This is a genomic window from Citrobacter sp. CK181 (genome assembly GCF_030333595.1).
GTDB classification, from domain to species: Bacteria; Pseudomonadota; Gammaproteobacteria; order Enterobacterales; family Enterobacteriaceae; genus Citrobacter_B; species Citrobacter_B koseri.
In genome coordinates, this window is record NZ_JAOWFN010000014.1 from 357,197 (window position 1) to 371,488 (window position 14,292).

General features: G+C 57.6%; 10 protein-coding genes. 5 read left to right on the top strand and 5 right to left on the bottom strand.

The genetic code is table 11. The features are described 5' to 3' along the window. Window positions 1–31: 31 nt before the first annotated feature. Entirely contained in the window at window positions 32–1,282 is a 1,251-nt protein-coding gene (gene entS, locus OGW17_RS15255; protein ID WP_071259793.1) for an enterobactin transporter EntS, read from the bottom strand. Window positions 1,283–1,393: 111 nt separating this feature from the next. On the opposite strand from entS, the gene fepD reads away from it, so the two are divergent. The 3 genes from fepD to fepC are packed head-to-tail and all read left to right on the top strand — an operon-like array spanning window position 1,394 to window position 4,184. After that, a complete protein-coding gene (gene fepD, locus OGW17_RS15260) occupies window positions 1,394–2,401 on the top strand; it encodes a Fe(3+)-siderophore ABC transporter permease (protein ID WP_012133399.1) in 1,008 nt (335 codons plus the stop codon). Beyond that, window positions 2,398–3,390 (top strand): iron-enterobactin ABC transporter permease, encoded by a 993-nt coding sequence (fepG, locus tag OGW17_RS15265; protein WP_012133400.1) that lies wholly within the window; start codon window positions 2,398–2,400, stop codon window positions 3,388–3,390. Before fepD ends, fepG begins: the two co-directional genes overlap by 4 nt. Then, window positions 3,387–4,184, top strand: a complete 798-nt coding sequence (gene fepC / locus OGW17_RS15270; protein ID WP_047458235.1) for an iron-enterobactin ABC transporter ATP-binding protein — start codon at window positions 3,387–3,389, stop codon at window positions 4,182–4,184. The genes fepG and fepC overlap by 4 nt, the downstream gene beginning before the upstream one ends. Window positions 4,185–4,256: 72 nt before the next feature. Here the strand turns inward: fepC and wzz(fepE) are convergent, their stop codons facing one another. From wzz(fepE) to fes, 4 genes are all read right to left on the bottom strand, one after another. After that, the gene (gene wzz(fepE) / locus OGW17_RS15275) at window positions 4,257–5,384 is read right to left on the bottom strand and encodes an LPS O-antigen length regulator Wzz(fepE) (RefSeq protein ID WP_286452248.1); all 1,128 of its coding nucleotides are present in this window, start codon (window positions 5,382–5,384) and stop codon (window positions 4,257–4,259) included. 251 nt (window positions 5,385–5,635) lie between these two features. Continuing rightward, window positions 5,636–9,520, bottom strand: a complete 3,885-nt coding sequence (gene entF / locus OGW17_RS15280) for an enterobactin non-ribosomal peptide synthetase EntF (protein ID WP_071259797.1) — start codon at window positions 9,518–9,520, stop codon at window positions 5,636–5,638. Continuing rightward, entirely contained in the window at window positions 9,517–9,735 is a 219-nt protein-coding gene (locus tag OGW17_RS15285; RefSeq protein WP_058668745.1) for an MbtH family protein, read from the bottom strand. The genes entF and OGW17_RS15285 overlap by 4 nt, the downstream gene beginning before the upstream one ends. Window positions 9,736–9,764: 29 nt before the next feature. Next, window positions 9,765–10,979, bottom strand: coding sequence for an enterochelin esterase (fes, locus tag OGW17_RS15290; RefSeq protein WP_071259800.1), 1,215 nt, complete (start codon window positions 10,977–10,979; stop codon window positions 9,765–9,767). Between the two features lie 305 nt (window positions 10,980–11,284). Between fes and OGW17_RS15295 the strand changes: the two genes are divergently transcribed. Together OGW17_RS15295 and entD are read left to right on the top strand one after the other, a co-directional pair. After that, the gene (locus OGW17_RS15295) at window positions 11,285–13,528 is read left to right on the top strand and encodes a TonB-dependent siderophore receptor (protein WP_012133407.1); all 2,244 of its coding nucleotides are present in this window, start codon (window positions 11,285–11,287) and stop codon (window positions 13,526–13,528) included. Window positions 13,529–13,576: 48 nt separating this feature from the next. Further along, a complete protein-coding gene (gene entD / locus OGW17_RS15300) occupies window positions 13,577–14,230 on the top strand; it encodes an enterobactin synthase subunit EntD (protein ID WP_071259803.1) in 654 nt (217 codons plus the stop codon). Window positions 14,231–14,292 lie beyond the last annotated feature (62 nt).

Genomic DNA, 14,292 nt, shown 5'->3' on the forward strand with positions numbered 1-14,292 from the left:
ATAGCGGCCAATGCCCTGTCCGGCCTGCATTTTAAAGCGGTGCGCCATCTGGCACCGGCGGCGGCTGGCGAAAACGACGCAACTCGCCCAGCAGCAGCATTAACAACAACCCAACGATCACCAGCCCAAACCCGCTCACGCTCGCTGACGCAACCGGCGTCATCATGGCGCCCAGCCCGCCCAACAGCGCTGCGCCGATGGCGTCGCCGGTCACGTTTTGCGCCGTCCACAGGCCGTTGATTCGCCCGAGCATGGCTTCCGGCGTTTGCGTCTGCAACAGGGTGTATTGCAGTAACGAGCTAATCGCGCTGAGCCAGCCGAACAGCGCCAGACAGATCACCCCGAGCAGCCAGACAGGCATCAGCCCAAACAACCCAATCGCCAGGAACGACCCTACGGTGGAAGCCAGCATCAACAGTCCAGGGCGAACGCTGTGCGCCAGTTGCCCGCTGGTTAACGCGCCAACAGCCGCCCCCAATGGGATAGCGGCATAAAGTAAACCGATTTGCGCGGCGGACATGTGCCAGTTAATCGCCAGCGCCGGATAAAGCACGCGCACCGCACTTGCCATCGTCAAAAGTCCGCCAAGCAACGCAATGCCGCCAATGAGCGGGCTGGAGAGCAAGAAACGGAACGCCGCCAACAGCGATTTCAACGGATGCTCACGCGGTTGCGGCGGCGGCGGGAGCGCCGGAAGGCTCAGCAACGGCAGCAGCGTGATAAATGTTCCTGCCGCCGCCAGACCGTAGTTCCAGGCCACGCCGCCGGTAGCCAGCAATACGCCACCCAGCATCGGTGAAATCACCGATCCCAGACGCACCGTCAGCATCGTAATCGCCCCAGCCTGCATAAGGTTTTCTCGCCCTACCAGCGCAGGCGTCGCCGCCAGTAGCGCCGTGACCCCCAGCGAGGCAAAAAAGCCATCCCACAGACCGAGCAGATAGATTGCCAGCAGCGAAGGTTCCGGCAACAGCGCGTTCAGACACAGGCCAATAAAGCCAATACCGCAGGTGCCGCGCGCCAGCAGGATCACCTTTTTACGTTCATAACGATCCGCCAGCACGCCGCCGACCATCAGGCCAACAAACATCGCGCTGCCGGTCAGCGTCACCGACAGACCAACCTGCCACGTCGAGTGGGTCATCATCTGGATCTGTACCGGCACCGCTACGCCCAGCAGACCCAGCGAGACAATAGAGATAAAACGGGCGAGGAAGACAGCGCGAAATGCAGGGTGCGTCTTCAACAGGCTGAGATTCAGCAGCCAGGATTGTCGATTCATTACAACGCCTTAATGCGAACTTTTTTTAAATATCCATTCAATGGCTGCACATGCTAACATAACCGAATAAGATCGATAACGATAATTACTATCATTATCAGGGAAGTTGATATGTCATGCTCTGTTTCCGTGGCACGCGCCATCGCCGTGCCCGGCTTGTTGTTATTACTTATTCTCGCCACGGCATTAAGTCTGGCTATCGGCGCAAAATCACTGCCTGCGTCCGTCGTACTTGAAGCAATTACCGGCACCTGCCAAAGCGCTGACTGCACCATCGTGCTGGACGCGCGATTGCCGCGCACGCTGGCTGGCCTGTTGGCTGGCGGCGCACTGGGGCTCGCCGGGGCGTTAATGCAAACGCTCACCCGCAACCCGCTTGCCGACCCGGGCATTCTCGGCGTCAATTCCGGCGCCAGTTTCGCGATCGTACTCGGCGCGGCGCTGTTTGGTTTTTCCTCTCCGCAGGAACAGTTGCTGATGGCGTTTGCCGGGGCGCTGGTCGCCTCGCTGATTGTCGCCTTTACCGGCAGTCAGGGCGCCGGGCAGTTAAGCCCGGTTCGCCTCACGCTAGCGGGTGTCGCGCTCGGCGCAGTGCTGGAGGGGCTTTCCAACGGTATCGCGTTGCTGAACCCGGATGTGTACGATCAGCTCCGTTTCTGGCAGGCCGGCTCGCTGGACATTCGCAGTCTGCAAACGCTCAAGGTTATTGTCGTGCCGGTGCTGATTGCCGGTGCTACCGCGCTGTTTCTCAGCCGCGCGCTGAACAGCCTGAGTCTCGGTAGCGATACTGCCACCGCGCTGGGCAGCAAAGTGGCGCGTACCCAGCTCATCGGCCTGCTGGTGATTACCGTGTTATGCGGCAGCGCGACGGCGGTTGTTGGCCCCATTGCGTTTATCGGTCTGATGATGCCGCACATGGCCCGCTGGCTGGTGGGGGCGGATCACCGCTGGTCGCTGCCGGTCACGTTGCTGGCGACCCCGACCCTGCTGCTGTTTGCCGATATTATCGGGCGACTCATCGTTCCCGGTGAATTGCGCGTTTCGGTTGTCAGCGCCTTTCTCGGCGCGCCAGTGCTTATTTTCCTCGTGCGGCGCAAGCAGCGCGGAGGTGCCGTATGATGCACCTTTCCCGCCGCCTGATCATAAGTTGTCTGTTGCTGGTGCTCGGCTGTATCGCTGTCGGCTTGTGGAGCCTGCGCAGCGGCGCCGTTACACTGGAAGTCTCGCAAATCATCAATGCGTTGCTGGGAGACGCCCCGCGCAGCATTACCCTTGTGGTGACCGAATGGCGTCTGCCTCGCGTGCTGATGGCGTTACTGATTGGCGCCGCGTTGGGCGTCAGCGGCGCGATTTTTCAGTCGTTGATGCGCAACCCGCTGGGTAGCCCGGACGTAATGGGTTTTAACACCGGGGCCTGGAGCGGCGTGCTGGTGGCAATGGTGCTGTTTGGCCAGAACCTAACGGCGATCGCGATGGCGGCAATGGCTGGTGGGATTCTCACCTCGCTGATCGTCTGGCTGCTTGCCTGGCGCAACGGCATTGAGACCTTCCGGCTGATTATTATCGGCATCGGCGTGCGCGCCATGCTGGTGGCGTTCAACACCTGGCTGCTGTTGCAGGCGTCGTTAGAAACGGCCCTCTCCGCCGGATTGTGGAACGCCGGGTCGCTCAACGGACTGACCTGGGCCAAAACGTGGCCCTCGGCACCGCTGATCGTTCTGATGCTGGCGTGTGCCGCATTGCTGGTACGCCGTCTGCGCTTGCTGGAAATGGGCGATGACAGCGCCTGCGCGCTTGGCGTCAGCGTTGAACGTTCCCGGTTAATGATGATGCTGGTCGCCGTGGTGCTGACCGCCGCCGCGACGGCGCTCGCAGGCCCGATCTCTTTCATTGCGCTGGTTGCGCCGCACATCGCGCGGCGCCTTAGCGGCACGGCACGCTGGGGGTTAACCCAGTCCGCATTGTGCGGCGCGCTGCTGCTGCTGGCCGCCGACCTGTGCGCCCAACAACTGTTTATGCCTTACCAGCTTCCGGTAGGCGTTGTCACCGTAAGCCTCGGCGGTATTTACCTTATCGTCTTGTTAATTCAGGAGTCCCGCAAAAAATGACCGAATCAGTAGCCCGTTTGCGTGGCGACCAGTTAACGCTGGGTTATGGCAAGTATACCGTCGCGGAGAATCTGAATGTTTCTATCCCGGATGGTCACTTCACTGCCATTATTGGGCCGAATGGCTGCGGCAAATCAACATTATTGCGTACGCTAAGCCGTCTGATGTCGCCCGTACATGGCCACGTCTGGCTCGACGGCGAGCATATTCAGCACTACGCCAGTAAAGAGGTAGCGCGACGAATCGGTCTGCTGGCGCAAAACGCCACCACGCCGGGCGATATCACCGTACAGGAGCTGGTTGCCCGGGGCCGCTATCCGCATCAGCCTTTGTTTACCCGCTGGCGCAAAGAAGACGAAGACGCCGTCGCCGGTGCGATGCGCGCCACGGGGATTACCCACCTGGCGACGCAAAGCGTGGACACGCTTTCCGGCGGGCAGCGGCAGCGAGCATGGATAGCCATGGTGCTGGCGCAGGAAACGTCCATCATGTTGCTGGATGAACCGACGACCTGGCTGGACATCAGCCACCAGATCGATCTGCTGGAGCTGTTGAGCGAGCTGAATCGCGAGAAAGGTTACACCCTCGCTGCGGTTCTGCACGACCTTAACCAGGCCTGCCGGTATGCCACGCATTTAATCGCGTTACGTGAAGGCAAAATCGTCGCAGAGGGAGCGCCAAAGGAGATTGTGACGGCGGATCTTATTGAGAAAATTTATGGATTACGTTGCACGATCATCGACGATCCGATCGCCGGAACGCCGCTGGTTGTGCCGCTGGGTCGTCCGAAGTAATCTCAATGGCGGAGGGGCAACAATACAGGCCCGGTCAGCGACAGCGCCACCGGGCGATTTGCCGGATAGTGCTTAGACTAACCGTTCTTCCAGTTGAATCGCATCATCCAGTTTACGGGACAGCATGGCATGACGCAGCAGAACACCGCCGCACGCGATCATACCGCCCAGCAACGCAGCCAGAATCACGATCAACGCTTTGCCCGGGCCGTCTTTTTTCACTGGCAGCGAAGGCGATAGCTGATATTTAAACGGCATAAATTTCACATCATTGATATTCATCGCGGTCAGTTGCTCTACGTAATACTGGCGATTGCGTATTTCAGCGTTAATTTCCGCAACGTCCGTGACGGACTTTTCAATTTGCAATTTTTGCGCAATACCGTCGGCGCCCAGAGAAATAGAGAAATCCGGGTCGTCTTTTACCGCCCTGTAGACCGGCTTCTTAATCCCGGCGGCGTTGGCAATCTCCAGGGAATAATTAAGTCGCTGAATGTTCGCATCAAGCTGGTTGCGCAATCTCACCCGGTCCATCGCCAGTTTTTCTTTCTCGAAATGCGTTCTGGTGTCCAGCTGGTTACGAATATTCTCCAGCGTCTCTTTCACGACGATGTCCGACACATACTGGATATAGCCGGCCAGCACCTTCTGCGCCTCTTCTTTCGTTGGCGCAGTAAAACTCAATGTCCACGAGGTAAATAACGACGTCTCGTTTTTCTTACCAGCGTTGGTATCCACCGCGTTCATCTTTTCACTGAGCGCAACAATCGCCCGATGCAGTTCCATTTCATCAATATCCGCCCCTTTCAATTGATCCATCACATACGGGGAGGCGCGAAGATATTCATCCAGCAGCGATGTTGAGCTGAACTTCTTAATGAAAAGCGTAAAGACGGCGTCTCGCTGCAAATTAATGTCGAGGTTCAGCACACGCAATGTGGTCAGCGTTTTTTCCAGCGCCTGCCACTGTACGGCCTCTGCCGGGGTGACAATCGCCCGACTGGTCCATTTCTGCGGCAGAATAAAGGACAGCAGAATACCTGCCAGCGCAAACGCAAAAACAGTCGCAATAATGCGATTTTTCGCCCGCCATAAAACATCAACAAGGCTTAACAAATCAATTTCATTACTGTTTGACGGCGCTAACGGATAGCCAGTAAATTCCGAATCTTTTTCCTGCTTAACATTGAGTGATGACATGTTGTGTAACCTGACATTGAGTCCAATGAATAAAAACATCCTTTCTAATATTCTAACAGCATCTCAGAATTATCCGAAACGATCTTTGTTTGTTCCACAGGTAGCATGCAATATTCAGAATTTTACCAACCGTCTGATTATGTTTCACTTATGTTAAATCAATGCTGAAGACAAATAAAAAGCCCATAATAATTGGTAGCTATTATGGGCATCAGTAGAATTAGATTTTTAAAGGTGTCAGAACGCTTCGCTTACTGGTCGAGCAATGCGCGAATAATCGGCCCGATATTCTCAAACGCGGCAGGTGAAATAATATCGACGTGGGCGCAATCCTGGCGATAGATATCCAGTTCAGCCATCCACGGCGCCCAGCTGCGTTCAGGGCTTATTCCTTCCGGCAGGGTGCGCTCCGCGACAAACAGCGTTGCGCGTCCATCGAACGGTACGCTATGCGCGGTTGTCAGAAGCCGCACGGCATCGGCGTAGTTTCCTTCGATGGTGCTGAATAACTCCCCGGAGGCATTTCCCTGTTGCGCAGCAAGGAACGCTTCGCGTTCACGCGCGATCTCCGCTAACACTTCAGGGTCCAGACCATTGGCCTCTTTTTCCTGCCAGTTTTGCGTTTCCGGCGGCCAGGTATCCAGCAGCCCGAGGAATGCAACCGTTTCGCCACGCGCACGCAAGCGCGCCGCAATGCCCTGGGCCAGCGTTCCGCCCAGCGAATACCCCAGCAGGTAGTAAGGCCCATGCGGCTGCTGCGCCAGCAGCGTTTCCAGATGACGCTCGCACACCTCATCCAGATTCGTGGCCGTTTGCATCGGTCCATCAGGCCTTGGCGACTGAATCCCCGTAATCGACCAGTGTGGGCTGAGATAACGTGCCAGCACGCTAAACTGCCAGGCAAAACCGGACGCCGGATGGAAGCAGAATAACGTTGGTCCACTGCTTTCACGCAGCGGCAGGAGTGTTTCAAAGCCCAGACGCTGAGACTGCTCGTCATCGGCGGAATCCAGCAACGCGCTAAGCTGACCAACGGTTGACGCCACCATCACCTGCCCCGGCGTCACCTGACGCCCGGACGCGCGACTCAACTGCGCGGCGAGTTTCATCGCCAGTAACGAATGCCCGCCCAGCGCAAAGAAGTCGGCCTCCACATCATTGACCTCGCAACCCAGCAGGCCGGCAAAGGCGTCAGCCACCGTTTTTTCCGTCCCTGGTAATGGCGCGCGCCCCGGCGTACGTTGCGTCAGTTGCGGCATCGGCAGCGCTTTACGATCCAGTTTCCCGTTTGCGCTGAGCGGCAGTTCCGCAAGCTGTAGCAGAACCACAGGCACCATATGCGGCGGTAATGTCTCGCGTAACCGTTCCTGAAGCGCCGGAATATCCAGCGGTAAGCCGGATTGTGACACCAGATAGCCTACCAGTTGGCGGGCATCGCCTCCTGTCGCGGCCGCCTGGTTAAACACGCAGGCGTGAGCCACGGCGTGCTCGACGTCCGGCAGCGTTTGCATAACCCGATCAATCTCGCCCAGTTCAATGCGCTGACCACGAATTTTTAGCTGATCGTCGCTGCGGCCAAGGTACTCTACCGCGCCATTTTCCAGCCAGCGCGCCACGTCTCCGGTGCGATACATGCGTTCGCCCGGCATAAACGGATCGGCAATAAAGCGACTCGCCGTCAGATCCGGGCGCCCCAGATACCCCTGCGCCAACTGGATGCCGGTCAGGTATAAATCACCCGCGGTGCCCGGCGGCACCGGGCGCATCATCGCATCAAGAATACACAGGCCGGTATTCCAGACCGGATAGCCAATCGGCACGCTGTTTCCGGTGACATCCGCCAGTTCTTTGCCGCAGGCGGGATACCAGCTGACATCCACCGCCGCTTCCGTCGGCCCGTACAGATTGTGCAGCGGCGCGCCGGTCAACTGTTCCCACTCGCGGCACAGCCCGGCGGGCAGCGCCTCGCCGCTACAAAATACGCGCTGTAGCGTAGCGCAGCTTTCATGAGCGGATTCAGGAGTGAGCGAGGCGACGAACGCCGCCAGCATTGACGGGACAAAGTGGGTGGTGGTCACACCATACTTCGCAAAGAAATGCTGCATGGCAATCGGATCGCGGTGCGCGTCCGGCTCCGCCATCACCAGCTTCGCCCCGGCAATAAACGGCCAGAAGAATTCCCACACCGAAACATCGAAACTGCACGGCGTTTTTTGTGCGACCACATCCTCTGCCGTTAACGGATAGTGATCCTGCATCCACAGCAGGCGATTCACGATCGCGGTTTGCCCGACCATTACCCCTTTCGGCCTGCCGGTCGAACCGGATGTAAAGATGATGTATGCCGTGTGGTGCGGCAACGACAACGCCAGCGATTCAGCGCCGCTCGTCGGCAGCAGCGCGTTGTAGCACAGGCTTTCTACGCCGGGGATATCGTTAAATCGCGGCAGCTGTTCTGCGGTTGTGATCAGTAATTTCGGCTGCGCGTCTTCGAGCATCATTCGCAGACGATCGTCTGGATACCCCGTATCTAACGGCAGCCAGGCGGCTCCGGCCTCCACAATACCGTGCAGCGCCAGCGTCAGGAAAACCGAGCGCGGCAACGCCACCGCGACGCTGTCGCCCGGTTTAACGCCACGTTCACGCAGCAGGTGCGCCAGGGCGATCACCTGCTCGCGCATCTCCTGATAACTGAGCTGATGGCGCGCATCAGCCAGCGCGGGCGCGTCCGGCGTTTTGCGTGTCTGTTCGTCAACCAGCGCGCTGAGCGTCGTGAGCGGTATGCTTACCGCCGTATCATTAATCTGCGCCAGTTGCGCATATTCGGCAGGCAGGAGCATTTCGGCATCGCCGCAGCGCAGCGCCGGATTGTCCGCAAACTGGCGTATCAGCGCCGTCAGCCGTGACGCATGGCGGGATAACGTCGCCTCATCATAGCGCTGTTTGTTGGCTAAGATTTCAATGCTCAGGCCGCCCTCTTCATCCGGGAACAGCGCCAGTTCAAGATCGTTAACCGGGCCGGTCGCCAGCGTATGGGTTTGCGCCTGTACACCGGGAATATCCAGTTGATAATCAAAGACCTTCACGTTCAGTACCGGGCCAAACAGCGGTTCTTCACCCGCCGCGCGGCCGCTGTCGCGAACGATCTGTTCGGCGTCATAACGCTGATGGCGACGCATTTTTTTCATCTGCCCGGCAAGACGCGTCGCCAGTTCCGGCAGCGTTTCCGCCGCATTAATGCTTACCCCTAACGGCAGGACGTTCAGTACCGGGCCGGTCGCCGTTAACGCCGCCGAGCCCATACGCCGCATGAATATAAATCCGGCGGCATAGTCCATCCGACCGCACAGGCGCCCCAGCCATAGCGCCACCAGCGCCAGCGCTAAATCCGCACGCTGAATATCAGACATGCGTGCCGCCAGCTGACGGAAAACACCGTCGGGCACATCCAGTTTCATACGCAAAATATCGGCGCTGGCCGCCCGCCCTGGAAGCGGCGCAGCCGACAGCGAAGCGGGAGGCGGCAACTGGCGACGCTGCTCCGCCCAGAAGGCGCCATCGCGTTGATAAGCCTCGCTCTCACGGTAACGCTGATACTCCTCCACCACGTCAGCAAATGGCGTAAACGGCGAGTCGGGCGTCGGGGCGTTACACTGCCAGGCGCGGTAAATCGCCGCGATCTGACGGGTTATCGCCGGGAAACTGAAGCCATCCACCAGTAGATGGTGATAACGCTGATACCAGTACCAACGGGTATCATCGACCTGAATCAACTGGTGGAACGCCAGCGGTTTGCCGCCATCAACGCGTAGATTTTGTCGCAGATCGGCCTGCATCCGCGCCAGCGCCGCCGCATGCGGATCGAGCTCGTCACGCAGATCGATAAGCTCGGGTTGTGCAAACGTGAATGTCGGGTCCACCCACTGCCAGACCTCGCCGTTATCTTCAGTAAATCGCATGCGGAGGGTATCCGCTTGCGCCATACCGGTTACAACCGCCTGCGCCAGCAGAGGGGCATTCAGCGTGCCGTGTAATTCCACATAGTGCGCCACGCTCCAGGCGGAAGGCAGCGTAGAGAGTTTTTCCGCCATCCAGATCCCTGGCTGGGCGGCCACTAACGGTAAACGCGTGGTCATTGAGCCTCCTGCGCAGCGGCGTAATGGGCGGGAGTTAGCGTGGTCCAGTGCGCATCCAGCCACTGCTGGCAAAGCGCCTGCGATTGCGGTTCGCACACCACCTGCCAGCCCGCAGGGAGAGAACACTGCTGTGGCCAGAGACTAAATTGACGCTGCGGGTTTTGCAGAATGTAAAATTGTCCCTGCGGGTTATCGAAGGGATTACTGAATTCCATACTCAACTCCTGTCGTGGAAAATCGCCAGCTACAGCGTGTCGGTTAACGGTTGCCAGAGGGTCATCAACCCCTGCATTAATCCGCCACGCCAGCAAAGCGCATCATGTCCGCCGTCAACCTGACGCCAGAAAACCGACTGCTGCGTAGTGTGTAGTTGGCTGTAAAGCGCCTGATTCGCCCGGAAAATAAGCGGCTCTCTGATACCGGCCTCCAGCACGATGCGCAATCCTCTGGCGGTCAATGTGCCCGCCTTCAGCTGTTCAATAATCTCGCCTTCCCGATCTGCGCCGCGCTGCGGCCACCAGAACGATCCCGACTGGCTCAGTACGCAGCCAAAGCGCTCAGGCCAGTTCAGACCGGCATACAGCGAGGAGAGCCCGCCAAAACTCTGCCCGGCGACGATCGTCCTTTTTGCACAATCGCTGAATGGCGCAACGGTTTTCACCAGCGGCAGGAGTTCTTGTTGTACCGCCAGCCAGAAATCGGCATTGCAGGGCAGTTCACGGCTACGGTGGGGGGTATCAATGGCATCAATCAGCAGGTAGACCGCAGGAGGGAGCTGACGCCGCCGGGTCAGTGAGGTGAGCGCGGGCCAGACGGGCATGCTTTCCGCCCAAAACTGCCCGTCGAGCAGAATCGCTAGCGGACGTTCAGGCCGGGCGTCGCCGGTCGTGAACACCCACACGCGACGCGTATTGCCCAACCGCTCGCTGCGCCATTGCAAACATACCGGGGGAGCTGACGGATTTTCAGGCTTATCCCAGCCGGGTTGTGCTGGCGCGCCAGGCATTTCCAGCGCGGAAACTGCATGACCCCGCCCCCCCTTCCAGCTCACCGGGTTAAGAGGATCGGCAATCGCCTGCGGCAATAACTGACGCCAGCCTTCACGCAGCGTGGTTCTGTCAGGCGTTTCATCTACTGCCAGAGAAGCAAAAATATCATCGCGTTCAGAAGGGATGAAACAGTAACTGCCACGCCAGTCGGCGCTTAATGTCGTGCTCCATCGCCAGACATCCGTGCCCGCAATACGCTGCATGGATTGCGGAACCGCATTCTGGTGATGGTCGGTGACGCCCGTAATGTAGACCCATACGCGGCGAATTGAAGAGCGGTTTTCCGTTCCCTGCGGATCGCGCCACCAGAAAGTCACCCGATATTTTTCGTCTGTTTCACGCTCCCATTCGGGACCGTGTTTTGACTGCCACCAGGTCTCACTTCCTGTCGTTAACGCCGTCACCGTCATAACCTCATGTTTATTGTGTAATTTTTTATTTAATGATGAAATATATTGATAATATTATTGATAACTATTTTCATTTGCAATAGAGTATTGTCGCGCCGTGGGAAGCGCGAACATTATTTCACCACCCAGGCTGGGTCTCTCATTCGTGCATTGACGCCACGTTCAAATGAGAAACACAACCTGAAACCTGCACTGCGTGCTTTTTCTGGAATGTATGGCTTTCGCAGATGTGGGCGACATCAGGCTAAACACCTCACCACGAGAGTTTGGCGCATGTGGCTAAATAAAGATAAGCAGGAAATACAATGAACAATAAGATTCATTCCCTGGCCTTACTGGTCAATCTGGGAATTTATGGGGTCGCACTGCCTGTTATGGCGGAGGAGACCACTGATAGCGCAGCGCTTCATGAAGACACCATCGTGGTCACCGCCGCCCAGCAGAACCTCCAGGCACCGGGCGTATCGACCATCACCGCCGACGAAATCCGTAAAAATCCTCCCGCTCGCGACGTTGCCGAAATCATCCGCACCATGCCGGGCGTGAACCTGACCGGTAACTCAACCAGCGGCCAGCGCGGCAACAACCGCCAGATCGACATTCGCGGCATGGGCCCGGAAAACACCCTGATTCTGATCGACGGCAAACCGGTGACCAGCCGCAACTCCATCCGTCTGGGCTGGCGCGGCGAGCGTGACACCCGTGGCGATACCGGTTGGGTGCCGCCAGAGATGATCGAACGCATTGATGTGATTCGTGGCCCTGCGGCGGCACGTTACGGCAACGGCGCAGCGGGCGGCGTGGTAAACATCATCACCAAGAAATTCGACGATCAGTGGCATGGTTCGTGGAACACTTATCTGAATGCACCGGAACACAAAGACGAAGGTTCCACCAAGCGCACCAACTTTAGCCTGAGCGGCCCGCTGGGCGGCGAATTCAGCTTCCGCATGTACGGCAACCTGGATAAAACTCAGGCCGACGCCTGGGACATCAACCAGGGCCACCAGTCTGAGCGTACCGGCGCCTACGCCAACACCCTGCCAGCAGGTCGCGAAGGGGTTGAAAACAAAGATATTAATGGTGTCGTACGTTGGGATTTCGCGCCAATGCAGGCGCTGGAGTTTGAAGCAGGCTACAGCCGCCAGAACAACCTTTACGCGGGTGACACCCAAAACACCAATAACGACAATGCCCTGGTGAAGAAAAACTACGGTAAAGAGACTAACCGTATTTATCGCCAGAACTTCGCAGTGACCTGGAACGGCGGCTGGGATAACGGTATCACCACCAGCAACTGGGCACAGTATGAGCACACCCGCAACTCGCGTCTGGGCGAAGGGCTGGCGGGCGGTCTCGAAGGGTTGTTCAACAGCGACGAATTCACCGACACCGACCTGGCCGACGTGATGTTGCACAGTGAAATTAACCTGCCGCTTGATTTCATCGTTAATCAAAACCTGACGCTGGGTACTGAGTGGAACCAGCAGCGTATGAAAGATTCCGCCTCGAATACTCAGGCTCAACAGGGCGGAGCCATCCCAGGCATGAGCGACGACCGCAGTCCGTACTCATCCGCAGAAATCTTCTCCCTGTTTGCCGAGAACAACATGGAGATAACTGACAGCACCATGCTGACCCCGGCGCTGCGCTTTGATCACCACACTATCGTCGGCAACAACTGGAGCCCGTCCCTGAACCTGTCGCAGGCGCTGGGCGATGATTTCACCCTGAAGATGGGTATCGCCCGTGCCTATAAAGCACCGAGCCTCTATCAGACCAACCCGAACTACCTGCTGTACAGCAAAGGCCAGGGTTGCTATGCAAGCTCCGATGGCGTCGGTTGCTACATGATGGGTAACGATGACCTGAAAGCGGAAACCAGCGTCAACAAAGAGATTGGTCTTGAGTGGAAACACGACGGCTGGCAGGCCGGTGTGACCTGGTTCCGTAACGACTACCGCGATAAGATTGAAGCGGGCTATGCGCCAGTCGGCCATACCTCTTCAGGTAAAGTGCAAACCGATATCTACCAGTGGGAAAACGTGCCGAAGGCCGTGGTAGAAGGTCTGGAAGGATCGTTGAATATTCCGGTCAGCGATGCGATAAACTGGACCAACAACATTACCTACATGCTACAGAGCAAGAACAAAACAACCGGCGATCGTCTGTCGATCATCCCGGAGTACACGCTGAACTCAACCCTGAGCTGGCAGGTACATCAGGATGTGTCAGTGCAGTCAACCTTCACCTGGTACGGCAAGCAGCAGCCGAAGAAATACAACTATAAGGGCCAGCCTGCTACCGGCTCTGAGAAAGATGAAGTCAGCCCGTACAGCATTGTCGGCCTGAGCGCGACCTGGGACGTAACCAAAAACGTCAGCCTGACCGGCGGCGTGGATAACGTCTTCGACAAGCGTCAATGGCGTGCGGGGAATGCCCAGACCACGGGTAACGACGCGACCGGCGCTTATATGTACGGTGCAGGTGCTTACACCTACAACGAACCGGGTCGTACATGGTACATGGGCGTTAACACACGCTTCTGATAACGACCGCCCTCTCCCTGAACGGGGAGAGGGTTTTTATGAGAAACCATGCGAACCACTTACACCCCCCTCTCTTTTTCCCGCCACAAACTTCATCTTATCGGGTTCGATATCGATAGCTTCCACGAACACGATCTGCTCTGGTTGCCGCATCACGCGCAGCTGCTTCCCGCCGGGCGAAAACGTCAGGCTGAACATTTAGCGGGACGTCTCGCCGCGTTTCATGCTCTGACTGAATATGGACACAAAACCGTACCCGCTATCGGCGATAAACGGCAGCCCTTGTGGCCGGAAGGCCTGTTCGGCAGTATCAGCCACAGCGCCGCCACGGCGCTGGCAGTCGTCTCCCTCACTCCGGTAGGGGTTGATATCGAAGCAATCTTCACGCCTCAAACGGCAGCAGAACTCACCAGCAGTATCGTCGATGACGATGAACAACGCGTTTTACAGCGCAGTTCTCTCCCTTTTCCGCTCGCGTTAACCCTGGCGTTTTCCGCCAAAGAGAGCGTCTATAAAGCGTTCTCCGATCGCGCGGCAACGTTACCGGGTTTTGCCAGCGCCAGGATCGTTTCAGTGACGAAAACACATCTAACCATGCAAATGACGTCGGCGTTTTCGCCGCAGCTTGCTGATTGCACAGTGGATATTTCGTGGCGTGAGTACGACGGTCAGGTCATTACGCTCTGCGCGTCCGCCCTGTAGAATTTGCCCGCAGCCATTGCTGACTGCGGAGCACAAGAATTGCCATAAAAGCGTATTTCGTC